A 22,501-nucleotide genomic window follows, 5' to 3' on the forward strand; every position below is an offset into this window, starting at 1 on the left:
TATTTACTATGAAAAAAACAATAAACCTGTATCAAACAATAGCAGCCGTTGGTTGTCTATTACTAACAGTTGTCGCTTGCGAGAAAGATTTCTCTACGATTGAAAGTGAAATTGAAGGCATTAAAGACTTTACCACAGCCGGAAAAGTTTTCCCTTCTATTATGTATGACAAAAAACTAGAACCTGTTCAAACTAACAGTTTGTCATCTAATTTATTAGGTATTTATTTCGATAAAATTTATGGCAGAACAACAGCCAATATCGTAACTCAAGTTGTACCATCTAATTTCGAATTTAATTTTGGTGAAGATCCAAAAGTGGAATCTGTTCTTTTAACCATTCCTTATTATTCAAAAGTTGATGGGGCCGATTCAGGTGGCAATAACACGTATGTTTTAGATTCTATGTTTGGCTCAAATGACACGTATAAATTATCAATTTACCAAAACACTTATTTTTTAAGAGATTTTGATCCAGGAACAGATTTAACAGAACCTCAAAAATTCTATTCTAATGCCAATGAAACTATAAATTTTGATAATTATCAAGGTGAATTATTTTTTGAAGATGACACGTTTATACCGAGTAACGCGCCTACTTTAGTTACTGAATACAATGAAGAGACTAATGAAGAAGAAGAGGTTAGTAGAAGTTCTCCTTCTCTAAATGTTGGTTTGGCAAATACGAACGAATTTTGGGATAATTTATTTTTCTTTAACTCTGCAAATCCAGGTTCTCAAACAGAATTAAGTAATGCCAATAATTTTAAAAACTATTTTAGAGGTTTATACTTTAAAGTGGAAGACCTTTCTGGAGGTGAAGGAAATATGGCAATGCTTGATTTTTCTCAAGGATCAATTGTCGTAAATTATAGCTCAACCATCACTACAGGTTTTGATGAGGCAGGAGACCCTATAGAAAGTCGTGATGAGCGTAAAATAACAATGAATTTTTCTGGAAATCGTTTAAATACGATTGAAAATTCCGATACGGTAAAAAACATTATAAATTCAGCAACATCCAGCACTGATTTAGATAATGGTGATACAAATGTATTTTTAAAAGGTGGTGAAGGAAGTTATGCTGTCATTGATTTATTTTCTGGTAACGTGGAAGATGATGAAGGCGTTAGTGTTCCTGCTTTAGACTATTTTAAAGGAAAAAAAGGGAAATGGTTAATTAATGAAGCCAATCTTGTTGTTTATGTCAACCAAAATGAAGTTAACAATTCAGGTCAAGAACCAGATCGCGTTATAATTTACGACCTAAAGAATAATACACCGATTATTGATTATTTTTTAGATCCAACGGTTAGCACAACAAACCCGCTATTTTCAAGGGTTAATTATTCCGAAAAATTAAAACGAGACGGTAATAATAAAGGCTTAAAATATAAATTTAGATTAACAGAACATATCAATAATATACTATTGCGTGATTCAACGAATTTAAAATTGGGTATTTTTGTAACAACAAATATAAATTTAACCCAAAATGCTAGTGTGCTTAATGTGCCAGATGAAAAAGTAACAAATGGCTCTGTTTTATCGCCAAGAGGAACTGTTTTACATGGTAGTAATCCAAGCGTTCCAGACACTAAAAAAGTCAAATTCGAAATTTTTTACACCGAACCAAATAACAACTAAATTATGTGTGGTATTGTAGGATATATAGGCCATCGTGAAGCCTATCCAATTGTAATTCAAGGACTGAAACGTTTAGAATATAGAGGTTATGACAGTGCCGGTGTTGCCCTTTTTGATGGTACCGACTTAAAGGTATGCAAAACAAAAGGCAAGGTAGCTGATTTAGAAAAGCTAGCCGCCACAGAAATTACTACAAACGGTAATATAGCCATTGGCCATACACGTTGGGCAACACATGGTGTTCCTAATGATGTTAATGCACATCCACACTACTCCAACTCTGGTGAGTTAGTTATTATTCATAACGGTATTATTGAAAACTACGATTCACTTCGCAAAGAATTAACATCTAGAGGTTATACCTTTCAATCGGATACCGATACGGAAGTATTAATCAATCTTATTGAAGACGTAAAAAAGAAAGAAAATGTAAAACTAGGGAAAGCAGTTCAAATTGCATTAAACCAGGTTATTGGTGCATATGCCATTGCTGTTTTTGATAAAAATAAACCAGACGAAATTGTTATTGCAAGACTTGGAAGTCCATTAGCAGTTGGTATTGGCGAAGATGAATTTTTTATAGCTAGTGATGCTTCACCATTTTTAGAATATACAAAGAATGCTGTGTATTTAGAAGATGAAGAAATGGCCATCATTCGTTTAGGTAAAGGTATAAAAGTTAGAAAAATTAAAGATGATTCATTAGTAGTTCCTTATGTTCAAGAATTACAAATGAATTTAGAGCAAATTGAAAAAGGTGGTTATCCACATTTCATGCTTAAAGAAATATTTGAACAACCAAATGCTATTAGAGATACTTATAGAGGACGCTTATTAGTTAATGAAGGCATTATCAGAATGGCTGGAATTGATGATAATCTTGAGCGTTTTTTAAATGCAAATCGTATTATTATTGTAGCCTGTGGTACATCATGGCACGCAGGATTAGTAGCTGAATATATTTTTGAAGATTTAGCACGAATTCCTGTTGAAGTAGAATATGCTTCGGAGTTCAGATATCGAAATCCAGTTATTACCGATCAAGATGTGGTTATTGCCATTTCACAATCTGGTGAAACTGCTGACACACTTGCAGCTATTAAATTAGCCAAATCACATGGTGCATTTGTTTTTGGCGTTTGTAACGTTGTGGGCTCTTCTATTGCTAGAGAAACACATGCTGGCGCTTATACGCATGCTGGACCCGAAATTGGTGTGGCATCTACAAAAGCATTTACAACACAAATTACGTTACTAACGTTAATTGCCTTAAAGTTGGCAAAAAATAAAGGAACAATTTCTAAATCAGATTTCCATTACCACCTTCAAGAATTAGAACTAATCCCGGAGAAAGTAGCCAAAGCATTGCAATCTGACGAACATATTAAAACCGTTGCAGACATTTATAAAAATGCTAAAAACTGTCTATATTTAGGAAGAGGTTATAATTTCCCTGTAGCTTTAGAAGGCGCTTTAAAACTTAAAGAAATATCATACATCCATGCAGAGGGCTACCCTGCCGCCGAAATGAAACATGGGCCAATTGCTTTAATTGATGAACAAATGCCAATTGTCGTTATTGCGACTAAAAAAGGGCATTATGAGAAAGTAGTTAGTAACATTGAAGAAATTAGAGCTAGAAAAGGAAAAATTATAGGCATCGTAACGGAAGGTGATACCAATGTGAAACAATTGGCCGATCATGTTATTGAAGTGCCTGAAACATTAGAATGTCTATCCCCATTATTAACAACAATACCATTGCAGTTATTATCTTACCATATAGCCGTAATGCTTGGGAGAAACGTGGATCAACCTAGAAATTTAGCGAAGTCTGTAACTGTTGAATAAACCCATATTTTAAGAGTATCTCATTCAGGTATATTTAGTTAGCATGACATCATAACAACTATTTTTTACTATGCTTGCATAAAATTTTGGAATTTTTTGTTAAGTTTTATTATAATTATCTATATTGCTACTATAATAACTAACTTAAACGAAAAAATGAGATCAATTCTTTCAATTTTATTGTTGTTTTCCTGTGCCATAACCTTTGCACAAACAACAATTTCAGGAACAGTTGTGGATGGAAGTGAACAACCAATTCCGGGCGCAAATGTTATAGTAGTAGGAACCGCAACCGGTACAATTACCGATTTTGATGGTGCTTTTACCCTTACAGTATCCCAAATTCCACCATTTACAATTCAAGCAAGTAGTGTTGGATTCGAATCTGCTTCAATAGAAGTAGCTTCCAGTAGCGATTCCATTAAACTAGTTCTTTCAGAAGGAACCGCTTTAGACGAAGTCGTTATTTCAGCTTCTAGAACACCAGAGCGTATTTTCGAGTCGCCAGTAACGGTTGAACGTTTCGGATTGAAAGAAATTAAAAACACGGCCTCTGCCGATTTTTATGGTGGTTTAGAAAACTTAAAAGGTGTTGATGTTAACACAAACAGTTTAACCTTCAAGTCTATTAACACAAGAGGTTTTGCTGCCTTCTCAAATACCCGATTTATGCAGTTAGTAGATGGAATGGATAATTCCACACCGGCTTTAAACTTCCCAATTGGAAATTTAGTGGGTATGACTGAAACCGATGTATTAAGTGTGGAATTATTACCTGGAGCAGCTTCGGCACTTTATGGTGCTAACGCGTTTAATGGTATTTTATTTATGCGTAGTAAAAATCCATTTGACCATACTGGTATTAGTGGTTATGTAAAACAAGGAATCACTTCTCAAGATGCAGGTGGTGACAATAGCTATACAGATGTTGGTATTCGTATGGCTCATAAATTTTCAGATAAATTTGCTGCCAAAGTTAACTTTGGTTGGTTAAGCGGAACCGACTGGGTAGCCAATAATTATGCAGGAAAACCTGGGTCAGGTGCTACAAGAGCAGATGTTGATTATGACGGTTACAATATATATGGTGATGAAGTTTCTACAAACATTAGAGCTGCTTCTGGTGGTTTAGGTATCATTCCAAATGTTGTAGTAAGTAGAACGGGATATGAAGAGCGCGAATTAACAGATTACAATGCCGAAAGTATTAAAGCTGACTGGGGTTTATACTACAGACCATGGGCCAGCGATTTTGAAATTGCTTATGTTGGTAAAATTGGTACAGGTTCTACCCTCTATCAAGGAACAAACCGTTATAACATTGATAACTTTACACAACAACAACATAAAATAGAAGTTAGAAATGATAATTTCTTTGTAAGAGGTTATGTGGTAGCTGATAAAGCAGGTGATTCTTACGATATGGTATTTACAGGTATCAACATTAACCGTCAATGGAAAAGTGACGAAGATTGGTTTGGAGACTATATTAACACCTTTGCAGGAGCCACTTTAGGTGGTGCTTCTGAAGCACAAGCGCATCAAGCCGCTAGAGCTACAGCTGATAATGGACGCTTATTACCAGGAACACAAGCCTTTAAAAATGCTTTTGCTAGAGTAATTTCTAACCCGGATTTAACCGTAGGTTCGCGTTTTCAAGATGCATCTAAGTATTACCATTCAGATGCTAACTATAACTTTAGTCATTTGGTTGATTTTGCTGAAATTCAAGTTGGTGGTTCATTCAGACAATACGACTTAAATTCTTCTGGAACCATATACACGGATTTTGATGGCCCAATTCAGTACTCTGAATTTGGTGTTTACACGCAAATCCAAAAACAATTAGACTTAAACGAAAGTTTAAAGTTGAAATTAACAGGATCATTACGTTATGATAAATCAGAATTATTTGAAGGCTTCTTATCTCCAAGAATCTCTGCTGGTTTTACAGTAAACGAAGACCATAATATTAGAGGATCTTTCCAAACAGGATTTAGAAATCCGTCAACACAAGATTTATTTATTGGTTTAGATGCTGGTCGTGCTGTTTTAGTTGGTTCAGCTGAATCTAATTTAGATCGTGACGTTAGAACATACCCAATAACTGCAAGTGGACAATTATTAGGTCAAGGTTCATCAGCTGTTGTTACGGGACGAGATGCTTATGAAAACTCATTTACATTAAACTCCGTACAAAATGGTGCACCTGTTGCTTCAGATGTAGATATTGTGAAGCCAGAACAAGTTACATCTATTGAAGTTGGATACCGTGGTAAAGTGAAACGTTTAGTTATTGATGCTAGTGTTTATTTTAACTCGTATTCAGATTTTATTTCAAATGAAACAGTAGTTGTTCCTTTATATGGAACAGTTGGAGACAACGCGCTATCATTATTAGCATTGCAAAACGGAGATTTCGAAGCGTATCAGACGTATACAAACTCGGATGCTAACATCGAATCTTATGGAGCTGCCATTGGTGTATCAACCAAAGTTTTCGGAAATTATGATTTAAGCGCAAACTATACGTTTACAAAACAAGAGTTTGACCAAACTAAATATCCAGATTTCAGAACAAGTTTTAACACACCAGAACACAAGGTGAAAATGTCTTTTGGAAACACGAATGTTATTAAGAATTTAGGATTTAATTTAGCATGGAGATGGAGTGATTCTTACTTCTGGCAAGCAACATTTGGCGATGGTGATATTCCATCATTCCATACAGTAGATGCGCAGTTAAGCTATACCATTCCTAAATTTAAATCTGTAATTAAAGTAGGTGCTACCAATTTATTAGGTGACGAATATTACACCGCCATTGGTACGGGTAACATAGGGTCTATGTATTATGCCTCCATAGTAATTAACAACTTATAAAATTATGAAACGAGCACGCTATATAGATTATCACCCAAGGGAATAATTAAAAGCGAACAGCATGTGACATTTAAAAAACAATAAAAACAAACTCATGAAAAAGATAACACGAGATTTCAAATATATTTGTCTACTAGCAGCAACCATAACGCTATCTGCTTGTAGTAGTGATGATGATGCATCATCCGATATGGAGGCACCAAAACCAGCTTTAGTAACTGGTAATGCCGACTTTTCTAAATACATAGCTGTAGGTGCTTCATTTTCTGCAGGTTTTACAGACAATGCCTTATTTGCTGCGGCCCAGAACAATTCATTTCCAAATTTGCTATCGCAAAAATTTGCTTTAGCAGGAGGCGGTTCATTTACACAACCATTAATGGCTGATAACATCGGTGGCTTATTATTTAATGGTGTTCTTGATCCAAATGGCCAATATAGACCACGATTGTTTTTTGATGGAGCAGGTCCAAGCGTTTTAAATGCAACACCAACAACAGAAGCAACAAATGTACTTTCAGGATCATTTAATAACTATGGTATTCCTGGTTTAAAAAGTTTTCATTTGGGTGTAGCTGGATATGGTTTTGCTAACCCTTATTTTGGGAGAATGGCTTCTAATCCAATGGCAACAGTGCTTGGTGATGCTGCAGGACAAGCTCCAACGTTTTTTAGCTTATCAGAAATAGGTGGTAATGATGTTTTAAGTTATGCTATCTCTGGAGGAACAGGTGTAGACCAAACGGGAAATTTCGATCCATCTACTTACGGTCTTAATGATATCACAGACCCGAATGTATTTTCAGGTTCTTTTACTGCAGCTGTAAATGCTTTAATTGGGACTAACAATGCTAAAGGTGTTGTAACAAATGTACCTTATATAGCAACTTTAGCTCATTTTACAACGGTTCCTTATAACCCATTAGACCCTTCAGAAAATGCTGATTTTGCTGCTCAAGTTCCAACATTAAATAATGTGTTTGGTGCTTTAAATCCAATTTTTAACGCAGTAGACCCAAGTCGCGCTATTGTTTTTTCTGCTACAGAGCCAAGCCCTGTAGTACTTAAAGATGAAACGCTTACAGATATTTCGTCTATAATAACTACGCAATTACTGGCAAGCCCGACATTCCCTGCATTTATTGCACAATTTGGTTTACCACCAGCAGCTGCGCCGCTAGTAGCTGGTTTATTAGGTCAAACATATGGTCAATCAAGACAAGCAACTCCAGCTGATTTATTTGTGCTACCAAGCAGTAGTATTATAGGTAAAGTCAATCAAGCTTATGCTGGTTTTTTAATAGGCCAAGGCTTATCAGCTGCTGTAGCAGGTCAATTTTCTGTAGAAGGTGTTACATTGCCATTAGCTGACAAATGGGTACTAATTCCTAGTGAGCAAGCAGCTATTACGGCGGCTACAGATGCATACAATGCTTCCATTCAAACTATAGCATCTGATAATGGTTTGGCACTTGTGGACTTCAAAGGCATTTTAGAACAGGCTTCTACAACTGGATATCCTTCCGGGAACTATATTTACAATACAGCTTTAGTTAGAGGCGGTTTAGTAAGTTTAGATGGTGTGCATTTAACAGCTAGAGGTTACGCTATTATAGCAAACGAAATGATGAAAGCTATTGATGCTACCTATGGTAGTAATTTTGAAGCGTCTGGAAACTTTATTGATCCAGGAACTTTACCAACCAATTACCCACCAAGTTTACGTTAAAAACAGTTGTTTTTATAGAATTAAAAAAGCCCTCAAATAGAGGGCTTTTTTAATGTCAAAAAAAGCCGAAATTTTTAATATGGTTTTTAAATTAAAACCCATATATTTGCAGCGCGAAAACAGTAGGTGTTTTCAGTGAATTAAATTGCATAATATTAAACACATAAGTAATGTCAAAAGTTACAGGTAAAGTTGCACAAATTGTAGGTCCAGTTATTGATGTTGAATTCGGAGCTGGTTCTGAACTTCCAAAAATTTACGATTCTTTAGAAATTAAAAAAGCTGATGGATCGCTATTAGTATTAGAAGTACAATCTCACATTGGTGAAGATACCGTTCGTACTATCGCGATGGACTCTTCAGATGGTTTAAGTAGAGGAACCGAAGTTGTTGCAACAGGTGCACCAATTCAAATGCCTATTGGTGAAGATGTTTACGGACGTCTTTTTAACGTAATTGGTGATGCTATTGATGGTATTGGTAATTTACCAAAAGCGGGAGCTGCTGGTTTACCAATTCACAGACAAGCACCAAAATTTGAAGATTTATCAACCTCGACTGAAGTTTTATTTACAGGTATTAAAGTAATCGATTTAATTGAGCCTTATGCAAAAGGTGGTAAAATTGGTTTATTTGGTGGTGCTGGTGTAGGTAAAACGGTATTAATTCAAGAGTTGATTAACAATATTGCAAAAGGACACGGTGGACTTTCTGTATTTGCAGGTGTTGGTGAAAGAACACGTGAAGGAAATGATTTACTTCGTGAAATGTTAGAGTCAGGAATTATCCGTTATGGTGATGATTTTATGCATTCTATGGAAAATGGCGGATGGGATTTATCTAAAGTTGATAAAACTGCCATGAAAGAATCGAAAGCAACTTTCGTTTTCGGACAAATGAATGAGCCTCCTGGAGCACGAGCACGTGTTGCATTATCTGGTTTAACTATTGCAGAATATTTCCGTGATGGTGCTGGAGAAAGCCAAGGTAAAGATGTACTTTTCTTCGTAGATAATATTTTCCGTTTTACGCAAGCGGGTTCTGAAGTATCTGCATTACTAGGACGTATGCCTTCTGCTGTAGGTTACCAACCAACTTTAGCAACTGAAATGGGTGCTATGCAAGAACGTATTACATCAACAAAAAGAGGTTCTATTACATCTGTACAAGCGGTTTATGTACCTGCGGATGATTTAACGGATCCTGCGCCTGCTACAACCTTTGCGCATTTAGATGCAACAACTGTATTGTCTCGTAAAATTGCCGAATTAGGTATTTATCCTGCTGTGGATCCATTGGATTCTACATCACGTATTCTTACAGCTGATATTTTAGGTGATGAGCATTATGATTGTGCACAACGCGTAAAAGAGCTATTACAACGTTATAAAGAATTACAAGATATTATTGCCATTCTTGGTATGGAAGAATTATCTGAAGAAGATAAAATGGCTGTTGGTAGAGCAAGACGTGTACAACGTTTCTTATCACAACCTTTCCACGTAGCTGAACAATTTACTGGACTTAAAGGTGTTTTAGTTGATATTAAGGAAACAATTAAAGGATTTAATATGATTATGGATGGGGAATTAGATCACCTTCCAGAAGCAGCCTTTAACCTTAAAGGAACAATTGAAGAAGCTATTGAGTCTGGTGAGAAAATGTTAGCGGAAGCTTAAATCTAGTATGCAGTTTGCAGTAGCAGTTTGCAGTAGCAACTGATTGCTGAATCCTGAATACTGAATACTTATAAAATATGTATTTAGAAATTGTATCGCCAGAGGCAACGTTATTTAGTTCGGAAGTGGATTCTGTTATAGCACCTGGTGTTGATGGTGAATTCCAATTGTTAAACAATCACGCGCCTATTGTATCTGTTTTAACTGAAGGCACGATTAGAATTAATACGCACTCCCAAAGCCATTTGGTTTTTGATGAGTTGCACGGTTCTATTATTCCACATAACGATGACAAGAAGGTATTGACAGTTGTAATCAATTCTGGAACACTTGAAATGAAAGATAATAAAGTGATTATTTTAGCAGATTAACAGCTAAATAATTAAAGATATATTCAAAAAGACCTTACGTTATGTAAGGTCTTTTTTTTGGTTTAAAATTATTTTTACACTTAAATGAGTTCCACTTGTTTATTAAGTATCAAGCAGACCTGTTGTTTATTTAAAAAAGGACAACTTACAACCCACGAACAAATAGTATTTTCACCCATATACTAACTATGGAGTATCCATGGAGTATCCATGGAGTATCCATGGCTTACCTAACCAGCAATGCATAAGCATAATTTAGCAAGTTTCGTGTATTATGATCTAACGCTAGCAAAAGAGATTATTAGTTATAAAACATTCACTTTAATCTTCTTCCAAAGTTTCATAAGAATAAATCCGAAAATGATTGCTGCTCCTGTTAGCAAAAGGGCATGGAGATAATCACCATAAATAAAATACCCTGTTGCAAACATGACACTGTAAATCATGGCACAGCCCACTAACATAGCTAAAATGCCTGATGGTACACTCCACCCTTCTTTCGTATCCACTAGTTCCACATTATCAGCACGTGCTTCATGAACCACTTTATTCCAACCTGGACCTCCTGGTTGAATTTTCTTATAAAATTTCTGTAATACTGTTTTGCTTTCTGCTTGCGTTAAGAATGTTACCGCAACCCATACGATAGTCGTTACTAAAACAATCATGGGGAATTTTGCCCATCCTGGCATGAGTGCATCATCACCAAAACAATAGGTTCCGAAATCTGTAAAATTCAAGATAATAGAAACAAATCCGGATACAAACATAGCCGAAATTTCGCTCCATGCATTTATGCGCCACCAAAACCACCGTAAAATAAAAATCAAACCAGTTCCAGCTCCAAACATTAAAATAATATCAAATAGTTGTAAAGCATTTGTTAGGACCAATGCTAATAACGCACTGCAAACCATTAAAACAATGGTCGCAATTCGACCTACAGACACCAATTGTTTTTCAGAAGCATCTGGATTAATTTGCTGTTTGTAATAATCGTTTACTATATAGGATGCACCCCAATTCAAGTGTGTCGAAATCGTACTCATATAAGCAGCAACCAACGATGCTAATACCAAACCTAATAAACCACTTGGCAACTTGGTAAGCATAGCCGAATAGGCTAAATCGTGACCTAATTTATCCTCTGCTACCAAAGGGAATGCTTCCTGAATACTCGCTATATCCGGAAAGACAACCAATGATGCCAAGGCCACAATAATCCAAGGCCAAGGACGTAAAGCATAATGCATAATATTAAAAAAGAAGGTTGCTCCAATGGCATGATTTTCATTTTTTGCCGCCAACATACGTTGGGCAATGTAACCACCACCTCCAGGTTCCGCTCCTGGATACCAAGAGCTCCACCATTGTACGGCTAACGGAATAATCAATAAAGTAATGAGCGCTTCAGTATTCGTAAAGTCTGGTAGGATATTTAATTTATCTGCTACATTTTCATGCTGCAACATGGCTTCCAATCCACCTACTTCAGGTAAACCAACTAAATAATAGGCAGCACCTAAAGCACCAGCCATAGCCGTAAAGAATAAAATAAAATCTGTGTAAACAACACCTTTAAAACCACCCAAGGCACTAAAAATAACGGTTATGGTTCCAGCATATATAACGGTTTCCCAAGGTTGTAAGCCCAACATAATAGCACCAATTTTAATGGCTGCTAAGGTTACGGCCGACATGGCTAAAATATTAAAGATAATTCCTAAATAAATAGCGCGAAAAGCTCGTAAAAAACGCGCTGGTTTTCCACCATAGCGCAATTCATAAAACTCGATATCTGTATTGACTTCAGACTTTCGCCACAACTTCGCATATACAAATACGGTTAGTAACCCTGTTAGCAGAAAAGCCCACCAAACCCAGTTTCCAGAAACCCCATTGGTTCTCACAATATCGGTTACTAAATTGGGCGTATCAGTAGAAAACGTAGTTGCTACCATAGAAACCCCTAAAAGCCACCAAGGCATATTTCGTCCTGATAAAAAATACTCGGAAGCAGATTTTCCAGATTGTTTGGAAACGTAAATTCCTATAAAAAGCGTAATTGCAAAAAATATAATAATTAAAGAGACATCAAGTACAGATAATTCTACCATAAATCGTGACCGTTTTTCTTTGGAATAGTTAGGCTAACTTAAACTTTTTTAATCACATTGGTAACAATACCCCAAATAACAAAATCGTTTTCTTCCGTAATTTTTATAGGTTGATACATGGCATTTTCTGGTTGTAACCAAACACCATCTTTTTCAACGCGTAGGCGTTTCACCGTAAATTCACCATCTAAAAAACAAACAGCAATACGGTTATTGATAGGCTCTAAACTTCTATCTATAACTAATAAATCATTATCATCTAAACCAGCATCAATCATACTCTGCCCTGAAACGCGCGCATAGAATGTGGTCATTTTATTTTTAACCAACATGTTGTCTAATGACAAACGTTCTTCATTAAAATCTTCAACTGGCGCAGGAAATCCTGCCGAAATTCCTGTATCAACAAAAACAGCTCCTGTATTCACAGATAAATCAGGTGTAAAGAAAGTCAAGGGATTGGCGGTTTGAAGTCTCATGGTTTTGGTTTTGAATTATTTATGTCATGCAATAATTTGAATTTGATATGTGAGGGAATCATATACTAGATTTCATCAAAATAACGCCATTCAAGTGTCTGCGGTATAAATCTAACATTTAAATATGAAATGACATCCAATTATTTAATTACATGCAAATAAATTTAGTGGAATATCTCTTTTACGAGAAATTTAATCCCATAAAATCAATCCGGAACATATTCCAAAATATCAGCTGGTTGGCAATCCAAGGTTTTACAAATAGCTTCTAAAGTAGAAAACCGGATGGCTCGTGCTTTTCCTGTTTTTAAAATAGACAGGTTAGCTGTGGTAATACCAATATGTTCGGCTAGTTCGTAGCTTTTCATTCGGCGCTTTTCTAATTGCACATCTAAATTTATGAGTATGGCCATAATTATATACTTAATTCGCTGTCTTGTTGTGCCTGTTTGGCAATTTTGAATGCTTCGCTTAAAACCATAAAAAACAAGCCCAAACTCATAATTAATAAATAAGGACTCAAGCCCAAAGTAAATTCTATTTTACTAGTAAAAACAATTCTTATAATAAAAATACCTATCATACTAGCGATACTTAATCCAATTAAAATTTTTCCCATTTTATTGTAAGTTTCTATAACATAACTATCAAATGGTTTTCGCTGTTGAAAAAGTCGCAAGGATTTACGAAATAAAAATACAACGTAAATAAAACCGCAAATAATGCCATAACCAACTATAATAAAAAGTTGTTTTTGCCACACAGGTGCTTCTGTTTCCATTCCTGCAAATCGGGTTAATTCTAATATTTCCGTATTAAAAAACATATAAATACTGAATGCAAATCCTAAAATTAAAATAGGAAGACAACTCAAAATCCAAATAAAATCAATTACTGTTTTTAAAATTATTAGTTTTCTCATAACTCAAATATTATTGATTTTTTATTATTCACTAAATAGTTAGATTTTTATCTTCCTGAAGAAGGCTGCCGTTACTTATTATATCTGCAACAATATAGAGACTAAAACCAATAACCATAAGAAGAAAATCTTGTCCTAAATTTCCTAATAAATTTAAACTTTTAGAATCATACATAATTAAAAAATCAAAAAGAAAACTTAAAACGCCAGATATTAAAAATAACTTTCCTCCTGTTTTAAACTTTGAAACGCTTTTCAAATTAAATAGTCCTTCTTTTATGATAGTAGTTAATCCTTTTTTAATAAATAGCAATCCTAAAAATGTAAAAATTGAGATCCCGATTATGATATATTGGGTGAGATTTCCAAATAGAAAATCAAAATTAATGTCCTTAAATTGTTCAGTGTAATCTGTAAGAAAAATAATAATCAAGTTTCCCACAAAATGAATCACATAAATTATAATCAAGGTAATTACAAAAACATTTAGATATTTAATTTTTTTCATAACATATATTTATTATCGTTTAACAATAACAAATATATAAAAATTATCGTAAAACAATAATTTATTTAGTTTCTCACCGAAAATCATTTATAATAAATTGTTTCCATATTTTTGTAATCTATGCAAAACACATTTAAAACCATTGCTGTATTTCCATACACCGCGGAAGCCGACATTATAAAGGGCCGTTTGGAAGCAGAAGGGATTGAGGTTTTCCTATTGGATAATCATACCATCAACACCAACCCAATTGTTAGTAACGCTATTGGAGGCGTAAAACTGAAAGTATATGCCGAACAGGAAGCTGAAGCTATTGCCATTTTAAAATCTATTTCTAGTTACTCCTTGGATGATGATGGTCATGCCATTCATTGCCCAAATTGCCAAGAAACTAAAATAGAACTATTTTCGACTATTAAAGATTTAAAATCCTTTATGGCATTTTTCGTAGGCTTTGTTTTTGGCACATTGCCATTTCACACACGGTATAACTACCGTTGTGAGAATTGTAAAACAGAATTCACTATAGAATAAATTGCGCGTTTTAATCAGCCTTTTGGCTAACCACAGCATCATAGCTTGTTTTTAGTTTTTGGACAACTACGCCAATATCGATTTCATTTAAATGGCCAAATCCAAGTCTAATAGCGCAAATATCTTTATTTTGATAGAGAATGGTTTTGGGTAAAAACAAATCGTTTTCTTTCGCTTTTTTAGCCAATTCAACTAATGAAATCCGCGGTTCAAATCGCAACCAAATTGCCAAACCGCCTGCAGGTAGTTCCCAAGTGGCAAGAGATTTAAAATGCGTTTGTAGTTTTTCAGACAAATAATCACGTCTTTGCTTATAAACAGTAATATTCTTTTTAATTAAGCGATGAATTTCGCCTTCCGAAATAAGTTCAGAAAGCATTTGTTTCTGAATTAAATCGCCTTGTTTATCTAGTATTTGTAGATAGTTTTTCGCTTCGTTTATAATCGTCTCTGGCGCAACGACAAATCCGATTTGAAAACTCGGAAAAAACGACTGCCCTAATTTCCCTAAATAGATCACGACACCATGCGCATCCGAACTTGCCATAGGCAACATGGCAGAGCCTTCAAATTGAAAATCATAATCAAAATCGTCTTCAATAATCGCAAATTGATACGCTTTTGCTAATTGCAATAATTTTAAACGTCTTTCAGCACTCAACGTTACGGTTGTTGGATAATGTCTGTGCGCACAAACATACACACACCTTATGCTGCGCTTGGTAAAATGCGTTTTAATATAATCCACATCAATCCCATGCTCGTCCACCGGAATGGTGATAATATTGGCACCTGCTTGTTGAAAAATCATATTCGATTTATAGTGACTTAAATCCGCTACCAAAACCACATCGGCTTGTTTTATTAAAAGTTGCGACACGATATACAAACTCATTTCCGTACTTCGTGTGCTCATGATATTTTGCGGTTTGATATGAAAACCACGTGTTGCGTTTAAATAATTACCTAAGTGTAAATTAAAGGTAGTTGCTGATTGTTCGTTGGTCTGATTCCATTTAGAAATTAGTGACGCGCGTTTCATAGATGCACTATACCACCGAGAAAATTGATGCGTTGGATGCAGTCTTAAATCTGGCTGACCATCATTAATTACATAATTAGTAACGGATATTTCTTGTGTTGACGCTAAATTAAACGACGATTGAAACGGAAACCCAGTGGTATTTGGGTAATCTCTTAACTTATCTATACCTTGAGATGTGGCTTTTATAGTTGCCGTTTTCTGTTCAGGCTTTAATACAAACGTACCTTTGTTAGGAATCATATCTACCCAACCTTGTGATGCCAACTCCTCATAAACCGCAACAGCCGTATTTCTGTTTATGGATAGTAACTCACCAAATTTTCGCGTGCCTGGTAAAGCCGTTCCTTCGGTTAAATAGCTTCTCTGAATGGCATTTATAATTTGCTGTGCAATTTGAATGTAAACAGCTGTCGTTTGCTGCTTTTCAAAATGAATTAATTTCTTTAATAAATCATTAACCGGACTACTCATAAGTTTAAAACTGGACTAGTTTAGTGATCCGGAAAGTTACGACTTTTGCAATCTTATAAAAAACACGAATTACAATTCTTATGAAATTATTTCCATTTATTATTTTGCTGCTTATTTTTTCGTTTAAAGGAAACGCCCAAGAATCACCGCAACAGGCGTTAGATTCCGTCGTTATCACGTCCAGCCGAATTGATTTACCCTTTAAAGAAAACTCCAGAACCATTACAATCATTACAAGTGCCGATATAAAAAATAGCGCGACCACCAATGTTGCCGATTTGTTACAACAAGTTGCTGGTATTGATGTCAGGCGTCGTGGAGCCGATGGTACACAAGCCGATTTATACATACGTGGTGGTAGTTTTGATCAAACCTTATTACTGATAGACGGCATGAAACTTGAGGATGCACAAACAGGACATCATACCTTAAATATGGCATTACCTTTGGAGGTTATTGAGCGTATTGAAGTCATAAAGGGTCCCGCAGCTCGCGTGTTTGGTCAGAATGCTTTTACAGGAGCCATAAATATTGTGACGAAAAAACAAACCGATGATATGGTAGCAGTTGGTGTTCAAGCAGGTTCTTATGGACAAAAAAATGCGGATATTACCGTTGGAAGCAATTTGGAAAACTCATCACATATCATTCATGTATCTCGAAATTTATCAGATGGTTATCGTTATAATACAGATTATGACAATCAGAGTTATTTTGTAAAAAGTGTTTTCAACAAAAACAAATTACCTATTACGTTTACAGGTAATTACCAAGAACGCAAATTTGGTGCCAATGGTTTTTACGCCACACCAGCTGACATAGATCAATATGAAGAAACGCAAACCAGTTTAGTTGGTTTTTCAACTGAAATACAAACGGAAAAATTCACCTGGAAGCCCCGTTTATATTGGAGACGAAACCAAGATATGTATGTGTTTATTCGGGATAATCCATCGGTTTATAGAAATTTACATCAAACCAATAAAATTGCAGCTGAAGTCAATGCATCCTATAAATCAGCATTAGGAATTACGGGTTTTGGTGTCGATTTATCACAAACCTATATTGCGAGTAATAATTTAGGAAACCATAACCGGTTTGCCACCAACCTATTTTTAGAGCATCGGTTTACGTTTTTAAATGATGCACTTTCAATAACACCGGGAATTGCGGTTAGTTATTTTTCAGATTTTAAATTTCATGCTTTTCCAGGTGTGGATATCGGTTATCAAGTATCGGATAATTTTCAATTGTATGGAAACATCGGTTACACCTATCGTGTGCCAACCTACACGGATTTATATTATACCAGTCCATCGGAATTGGGAGATGAAAATTTAGATCCTGAAGAAGCTATTTCGGAAGAATTCGGTGTAAAATTCAACCATAATGGACTCCGCATATCTGCTGCTTTTTTTAACAGAGATTCTAAAAATTTAATTGATTTTGTAAAAGAAAATGATTCAGACCCTTGGCAAGCCACTAACTTATTCGAATTGAACACCAAAGGTTTTGAAGTGAATACCAATTACGCCTTTTTTATGGCGAATTTTACGCAGAACATTGGCGTAAACTACACCTTTATAGAGGACGATTTAAAAGATGTATCATCAAACTTTTCACGCTATTCAATAAACTCGTTAAAGCATCAATTTGTGGCAACTTTTAGGAGTCAATTTTTCAAAAACCTATCACAATCCATTGTATATCGTTATGCTGAACGGACTATTGGTGACAGTTATAATGTATATGATGCCAGTATTAATTACGAATTCAATGCCTTTCAGTTCTCAGTAACCGCTAATAATATTTTTCAAGCAGACTATACCGAAACCAATTTAGTACCTGCTGTAAAGGGCTTGGTTCTATTCGGATTAACATACACCTTTAATTAGTAAGCTATTGCATTGTTCTAGACCTAACAGGTTTTAAAAATCTGTTAGGTCTAAATTGGTTTGGATTCGTTTTGTAACAAAAATTCATTTAAAGCTACTTATATAATAAATTCTTTAATTGCATTGTAGGAATGCCTTAAAGGGTTTATATTTAAAACTTATAATCTGTACGTTTTATGATGGAGTGGTTTTCAGCTTTAGAATTATTTTCGAAATTTTACTGGGCAATAGCATTAATTGGTTCGCTTTTCTTTTTATTCATCATCATTATGACCTTTATGGGTGCTGATGGCGGCGAAGATATAGATGATCTAGATGCAGATGCTGGTATTGAATTTCAATTTATCACCTTTAAAAACCTCGTCGGTTTCTTCACCATTTTTGGCTGGAGTGGCATAGCGTGTTTAGATGCTGGCTTTTCAAAACCTATAACCGTTATTATTTCATTCATTAGTGGTTTACTGATGATGACTATTATGGCGGCCATGTTTCACTACATGAAAAAACTAACATCTAGCGGTACTTTAGATTATAAAAATGCTATTAATGCTGTTGGCGAAGTATATTTAACTATAGGCGCTAATCGTTCAAAAATAGGAAAGGTAAGTGTTAACATCCAAGGATCGCTTCGTGAATTAGATGCTTTAACCGATTCTGAAACAGCCCTTAAATATGGAACTGTTATTACTGTTTTAGACGTAACTTCTAATGGTATTTTAATAGTTGATTCTCATAAAACCACAAAAATCTAACACCTTAACCATATGACATTTCTTTTTACCCAAGCTTTTAATTTAGGATTTCCTATTGCCATTGTTGCAGCCATTCTATTTGTTTTTGTTTTTATTGTTGTACTTATTAGACGCTATAAAAGGTGTCCTTCTGATAGAATTTTAGTTGTTTATGGAAAAGTAGGTGGTGGCCAATCGGCAAAATGTATTCATGGTGGTGCCGCATTTATTATCCCAGTAATTCAAGATTATGAATTCTTGGAATTAACACCTATTTCTATTGAAGTGAATTTGGTTAACGCCTTATCAAAACAAAATATTCGTGTTAACGTGCCATCCCGTTTTACCATTGGTGTATCTACAGAGCCTGGTGTTATGCAAAATGCTGCGGAACGTTTATTAGGTTTAGGGCAGAATGAAATTCAGGATTTGGCACAAGAAATCATCTTTGGTCAGTTACGTTTAGTGGTTGCCTCTATGGATATTGAAGAAATTAATAATGATCGTGATAAATTTTTAACCAACATTTCAGAAAGTGTAGAAACCGAATTAAAGAAAGTAGGATTAAAATTAATCAACGTAAACATTACAGATATTGTTGACGAGTCTGGTTATATTGAAGCACTTGGTAAAGAAGCTGCTGCACATGCTATTAATGCCGCGCGTAAATCGGTTGCCGAGAAAACCAGAGATGGATCTATTGGTGAAGCCAATGCGGTTCAAGATGAAAGAACACAAGTTGCTGCTGCCAATGCACAAGCTGTAGAAGGTGAAAATACCGCAAAAATTGCCGTTGCAAATTCAGATTCTTTACGTCGTCAACGTGAAGCTGAAGCGGAACGTATTGCCAATGCATCAGAAAAAGTTCAAGCAGCAAAAGCATTAGAAGAGTCGTATGCAGCCGAACAATTAGCAGAAACGGCAAGAGCCGAACGTGAGCGTTCCTCCCAACAAGCAGATATTATTGTGCCTGCAGAAATTGATAAACGTAAAGTTGAAATTGATGCCGAAGCCGAAGCCGAGCGTATTCGAAGACTTGCAAAAGGTGAAGCAGATGCTATATTGTTTAAAGCGCAAGCTGAAGCACAAGGTTTATATGAAGTATTAACCAAGCAAGCTGCTGGTTTAGATCAGATTGTAAAAGCTGCTGGTAACAACTCTAAAGATGCTGTGTTATTATTAATTGCTGATAAATTACCAGAATTGGTGAAAATGCAAGCGGAAGCCATTAAAAACATTAAGATTGATAAAGTAACCGTTTGGGAAAATGGTGGCGGTAAAGATGGTAAAACCTCAACTGCTAATTTCTTGTCAGGCATGTACAAATCGGTTCCGCCACTACAAGAAATGTTTAATATGGCCGGAATGGAATTACCTGAATATTTAAAAGGTAAAGATATTACGGAAGCAGAAGTGACAGACAAAAAAGAATCGGATAAAAAATAATGCAACTCGTTTTTAAGGCCGTTCAAATTTAGAAATAAATTGAACGGTAGTTTCACCATTTTGTTTGCTTTCATTTCCTTAACTTTGATGTTCTAAAAGTTTTGAGCATTGACATGGAACCTACAGACAATTCCGCGTGTAAAAACAATTACTAAAGCGGATTTCATAAAGCACTATTTCAAGCCGCAAAAGCCTGTGGTTATTGAGCAGTTTATTGAAGATTGGCCAGCCTATACTAAATGGAATCTAGATTATATAAATCAGATTGCAGGTGATAAAATAGTTCCCCTTTACGATGATAGACCTGTAGATTATAAAGATGGTTTTAACGAACCACATGCCAAAATGAAAATGAGCGAATACATTGATTTGCTCAAAAAAGAACCGACTAAATACCGCATTTTTCTTTGGAATATTTTAAAAGAAGTTCCGGAACTTCAAAATGATTTTTCCTATCCCGATTTTGGCTTAAAACTCATGAAAGCCATGCCTATGCTGTTTTTTGGCGGTAAGGATTCACATACTTTTATGCATTATGATATTGATTTAGCCAACATATTTCACTTTCACTTTCAAGGTGAAAAAGAAATTATTTTATTCGATCAAAATCAGAATGATTACCTCTATAAAATTCCACACGCTTTAATAGCACATGAAGAAATTGATTTTTCGAACCCAGATTTTGAAAAATGGCCAGCATTAAAGAACGCTAAAGGTTTTAAAACAAATTTGAAACATGGCGAAATTTTATATATGCCTGAAGGTTATTGGCATTATATGAAATACCTAACACCTGGTTTTTCTATGAGTTTACGTGCCATTCCACGAAACCCTAAAAATTTCGGAAAGGCTATTTACAATCTATTTATCATGCGTAATTATGATAATTTGATGCGCCGAATACAAGGCCAAAAATGGATTAATTGGAAAAACGAACAAGCCGTAATTCGGACGAACAAATAAGGCCATTCCACACTTGATAAATAGCAATTCAAGACCTATATATTTAATAATAATTCGCGTACTACACGTTTTATTTTAAATGGATTACAGCAACACATCATTAAAATTATTAATATCTTTGCAGACTAATTTTAAAAATAATATCATGAAAAAATTACTGGTTGTTGCAGCTATTTTAACCGTTTCATTTGCAAATGCACAGGCATTTTCAGGTAAAGGTGACCAAAAATTTCAAGTAGGTGCTAATTTTCAATCACATGCTACAGGACTTAACGTAAGTTATGACTATGGATTAGGCGAAAATATTTCTGTTGGTATCAGCTCTAGCTATGCATTAGGTGTTTCTGGAGACTTACAAGATGGTGTAAAAGAACCAATAACAGGGATAACTTTAGTTGACAAAGCTGGTTTTGATGATCGTTTTGACTTAAAAGCCCGTTTTAATGCAAACATTGGAAACGTTTTAAAAATTGATGAAAATTTTGATTTATACCCAGGTTTAAGCTTTAGTATGAAGAATTTTGGTGGCCATCTTGGTGCTCGCTATTTCTTCACCACTGGTTTTGGAATCTATACAGAAGCACAATTTCCTATTGCGAAATATAAAGACAATTTAACACCTTCTCAAGAATTAAATAATCAGTTTTCTATGAATTTAGGAGCTGTTTTTAATCTTTAATACACAATAACATTATATTACAAAGCCTTTCAATTTAGATTGAAAGGCTTTTTTTATGGAATTAATTCAGCTGCTTTATCATACACCAAATGACTTTCCCAACCACGATACAGCAAGTAATCGGCTAGTTTTTTGCGTTTTTTCCATTTGTCTGTTTCCCTCTCAATGGACTTCAGTCTTTTTTCAGCAAGCGCGTTAAACGTTTCCAAGTAATCGGACTCTGAAATTTCTTTCATGGCCAAATCGATATTGTATTTACCAATATCCCGTTTTTTTAGCTCCTGTTTTAGGCGCTGCCGTCCCCATTTTTTAATATTAAATTTCCCACGCACATAACTTTGGGCAAAACGGGTTTCGTTTAAAAAATCATGTTTAAGAAGGTGCACCATAATCACATCTATGGCCTCTGGAATCATGCGCATGTTATACAATTTACTAGTTACTTCCTGATGGCAGCGTTCCTGATAGGCGCAATAGCGCTCTATAGAACGCTTGGCTTCTTCAACGGTATAGGTTTTTACTGTATTCATTAGGAAGCAAGATAATAACAAT

19 protein-coding genes are annotated in these 22,501 nt (G+C 35.2%); 12 read left to right on the forward strand and 7 right to left on the reverse strand.

What is annotated here, in order from left to right; translation table 11 throughout:
* The first annotated feature begins 8 nt into the window (after window positions 1–8).
* The 6 genes from ES675_RS01980 to ES675_RS02005 all read left to right on the forward strand — a co-directional run bounded on the left by ES675_RS01980 (window position 9) and on the right by ES675_RS02005 (window position 10,159).
* On the forward strand, window positions 9–1,646 hold the full coding sequence (locus tag ES675_RS01980; protein WP_066249386.1) for a DUF4270 domain-containing protein: 1,638 nt from the start codon (window positions 9–11) through the stop codon (window positions 1,644–1,646).
* Window positions 1,647–1,649: 3 nt separating this feature from the next.
* Complete coding sequence (gene glmS, locus ES675_RS01985; RefSeq protein ID WP_066249380.1) at window positions 1,650–3,497, forward strand: glutamine--fructose-6-phosphate transaminase (isomerizing); 1,848 nt, start codon at window positions 1,650–1,652, stop codon at window positions 3,495–3,497.
* 156 nt (window positions 3,498–3,653) lie between these two features.
* Window positions 3,654–6,380, forward strand: a complete 2,727-nt coding sequence (locus ES675_RS01990; RefSeq protein WP_066249614.1) for a TonB-dependent receptor — start codon at window positions 3,654–3,656, stop codon at window positions 6,378–6,380.
* 94 nt (window positions 6,381–6,474) lie between these two features.
* On the forward strand, window positions 6,475–8,109 hold the full coding sequence (locus ES675_RS01995) for an SGNH/GDSL hydrolase family protein (protein ID WP_066249375.1): 1,635 nt from the start codon (window positions 6,475–6,477) through the stop codon (window positions 8,107–8,109).
* A 170-nt stretch (window positions 8,110–8,279) separates the two neighbouring features.
* Window positions 8,280–9,788: a F0F1 ATP synthase subunit beta gene (gene atpD / locus ES675_RS02000; protein ID WP_066249369.1), complete on the forward strand. Its 1,509-nt coding sequence runs from the start codon at window positions 8,280–8,282 to the stop codon at window positions 9,786–9,788.
* Window positions 9,789–9,865: 77 nt separating this feature from the next.
* Window positions 9,866–10,159 (forward strand): F0F1 ATP synthase subunit epsilon, encoded by a 294-nt coding sequence (locus ES675_RS02005; protein WP_066249364.1) that lies wholly within the window; start codon window positions 9,866–9,868, stop codon window positions 10,157–10,159.
* A gap of 305 nt (window positions 10,160–10,464) precedes the next feature.
* Here ES675_RS02005 and ES675_RS02010 read toward each other — a convergent pair whose 3' ends face one another.
* The 5 genes from ES675_RS02010 to ES675_RS02030 all read right to left on the reverse strand — a co-directional run bounded on the left by ES675_RS02010 (window position 10,465) and on the right by ES675_RS02030 (window position 14,185).
* On the reverse strand, window positions 10,465–12,276 hold the full coding sequence (locus tag ES675_RS02010) for a sodium:solute symporter family protein (RefSeq protein WP_066249362.1): 1,812 nt from the start codon (window positions 12,274–12,276) through the stop codon (window positions 10,465–10,467).
* A 38-nt stretch (window positions 12,277–12,314) separates the two neighbouring features.
* On the reverse strand, window positions 12,315–12,755 hold the full coding sequence (locus ES675_RS02015; protein ID WP_066249359.1) for a LexA family protein: 441 nt from the start codon (window positions 12,753–12,755) through the stop codon (window positions 12,315–12,317).
* 206 nt (window positions 12,756–12,961) lie between these two features.
* The gene (locus ES675_RS02020; protein WP_066249357.1) at window positions 12,962–13,168 is read right to left on the reverse strand and encodes a helix-turn-helix domain-containing protein; all 207 of its coding nucleotides are present in this window, start codon (window positions 13,166–13,168) and stop codon (window positions 12,962–12,964) included.
* Window positions 13,169–13,170: 2 nt separating this feature from the next.
* Window positions 13,171–13,677, reverse strand: a complete 507-nt coding sequence (locus tag ES675_RS02025) for a DUF2975 domain-containing protein (protein ID WP_066249355.1) — start codon at window positions 13,675–13,677, stop codon at window positions 13,171–13,173.
* A 31-nt stretch (window positions 13,678–13,708) separates the two neighbouring features.
* On the reverse strand, window positions 13,709–14,185 hold the full coding sequence (locus tag ES675_RS02030; RefSeq protein WP_066249352.1) for a DUF2975 domain-containing protein: 477 nt from the start codon (window positions 14,183–14,185) through the stop codon (window positions 13,709–13,711).
* 120 nt (window positions 14,186–14,305) lie between these two features.
* Here ES675_RS02030 and ES675_RS02035 point away from each other — a divergent pair, with 120 nt between their 5' ends.
* Window positions 14,306–14,719, forward strand: a complete 414-nt coding sequence (locus ES675_RS02035; protein WP_066249346.1) for a putative signal transducing protein — start codon at window positions 14,306–14,308, stop codon at window positions 14,717–14,719.
* A gap of 10 nt (window positions 14,720–14,729) precedes the next feature.
* On the opposite strand, the gene ES675_RS02040 is transcribed toward ES675_RS02035, so the two are convergent.
* Window positions 14,730–16,235, reverse strand: coding sequence for an aminotransferase-like domain-containing protein (locus ES675_RS02040; protein WP_066249341.1), 1,506 nt, complete (start codon window positions 16,233–16,235; stop codon window positions 14,730–14,732).
* A gap of 80 nt (window positions 16,236–16,315) precedes the next feature.
* Here ES675_RS02040 and ES675_RS02045 point away from each other — a divergent pair, with 80 nt between their 5' ends.
* The 5 genes from ES675_RS02045 (at window position 16,316) to ES675_RS02065 (ending at window position 21,949) form a co-directional block, all read left to right on the forward strand.
* Window positions 16,316–18,130, forward strand: a complete 1,815-nt coding sequence (locus ES675_RS02045; protein ID WP_066249338.1) for a TonB-dependent receptor plug domain-containing protein — start codon at window positions 16,316–16,318, stop codon at window positions 18,128–18,130.
* Window positions 18,131–18,306: 176 nt separating this feature from the next.
* Window positions 18,307–18,882: a hypothetical protein gene (locus ES675_RS02050; RefSeq protein ID WP_066249334.1), complete on the forward strand. Its 576-nt coding sequence runs from the start codon at window positions 18,307–18,309 to the stop codon at window positions 18,880–18,882.
* Window positions 18,883–18,894: 12 nt separating this feature from the next.
* Entirely contained in the window at window positions 18,895–20,307 is a 1,413-nt protein-coding gene (locus ES675_RS02055) for a flotillin family protein (RefSeq protein ID WP_066249328.1), read from the forward strand.
* 108 nt (window positions 20,308–20,415) lie between these two features.
* Window positions 20,416–21,270 (forward strand): cupin-like domain-containing protein, encoded by an 855-nt coding sequence (locus ES675_RS02060; RefSeq protein ID WP_066249326.1) that lies wholly within the window; start codon window positions 20,416–20,418, stop codon window positions 21,268–21,270.
* 145 nt (window positions 21,271–21,415) lie between these two features.
* A complete protein-coding gene (locus tag ES675_RS02065) occupies window positions 21,416–21,949 on the forward strand; it encodes a DUF6646 family protein (RefSeq protein ID WP_066249323.1) in 534 nt (177 codons plus the stop codon).
* A gap of 53 nt (window positions 21,950–22,002) precedes the next feature.
* Here ES675_RS02065 and ES675_RS02070 read toward each other — a convergent pair whose 3' ends face one another.
* A complete protein-coding gene (locus ES675_RS02070; RefSeq protein ID WP_066249320.1) occupies window positions 22,003–22,479 on the reverse strand; it encodes a regulatory protein RecX in 477 nt (158 codons plus the stop codon).
* Window positions 22,480–22,501: the final 22 nt, after the last annotated feature.

The organism is Algorimicrobium algoritergicola, assembly GCF_008086165.1.
Classification (GTDB): Bacteria; Bacteroidota; Bacteroidia; order Flavobacteriales; family Flavobacteriaceae; genus Algorimicrobium; species Algorimicrobium algoritergicola.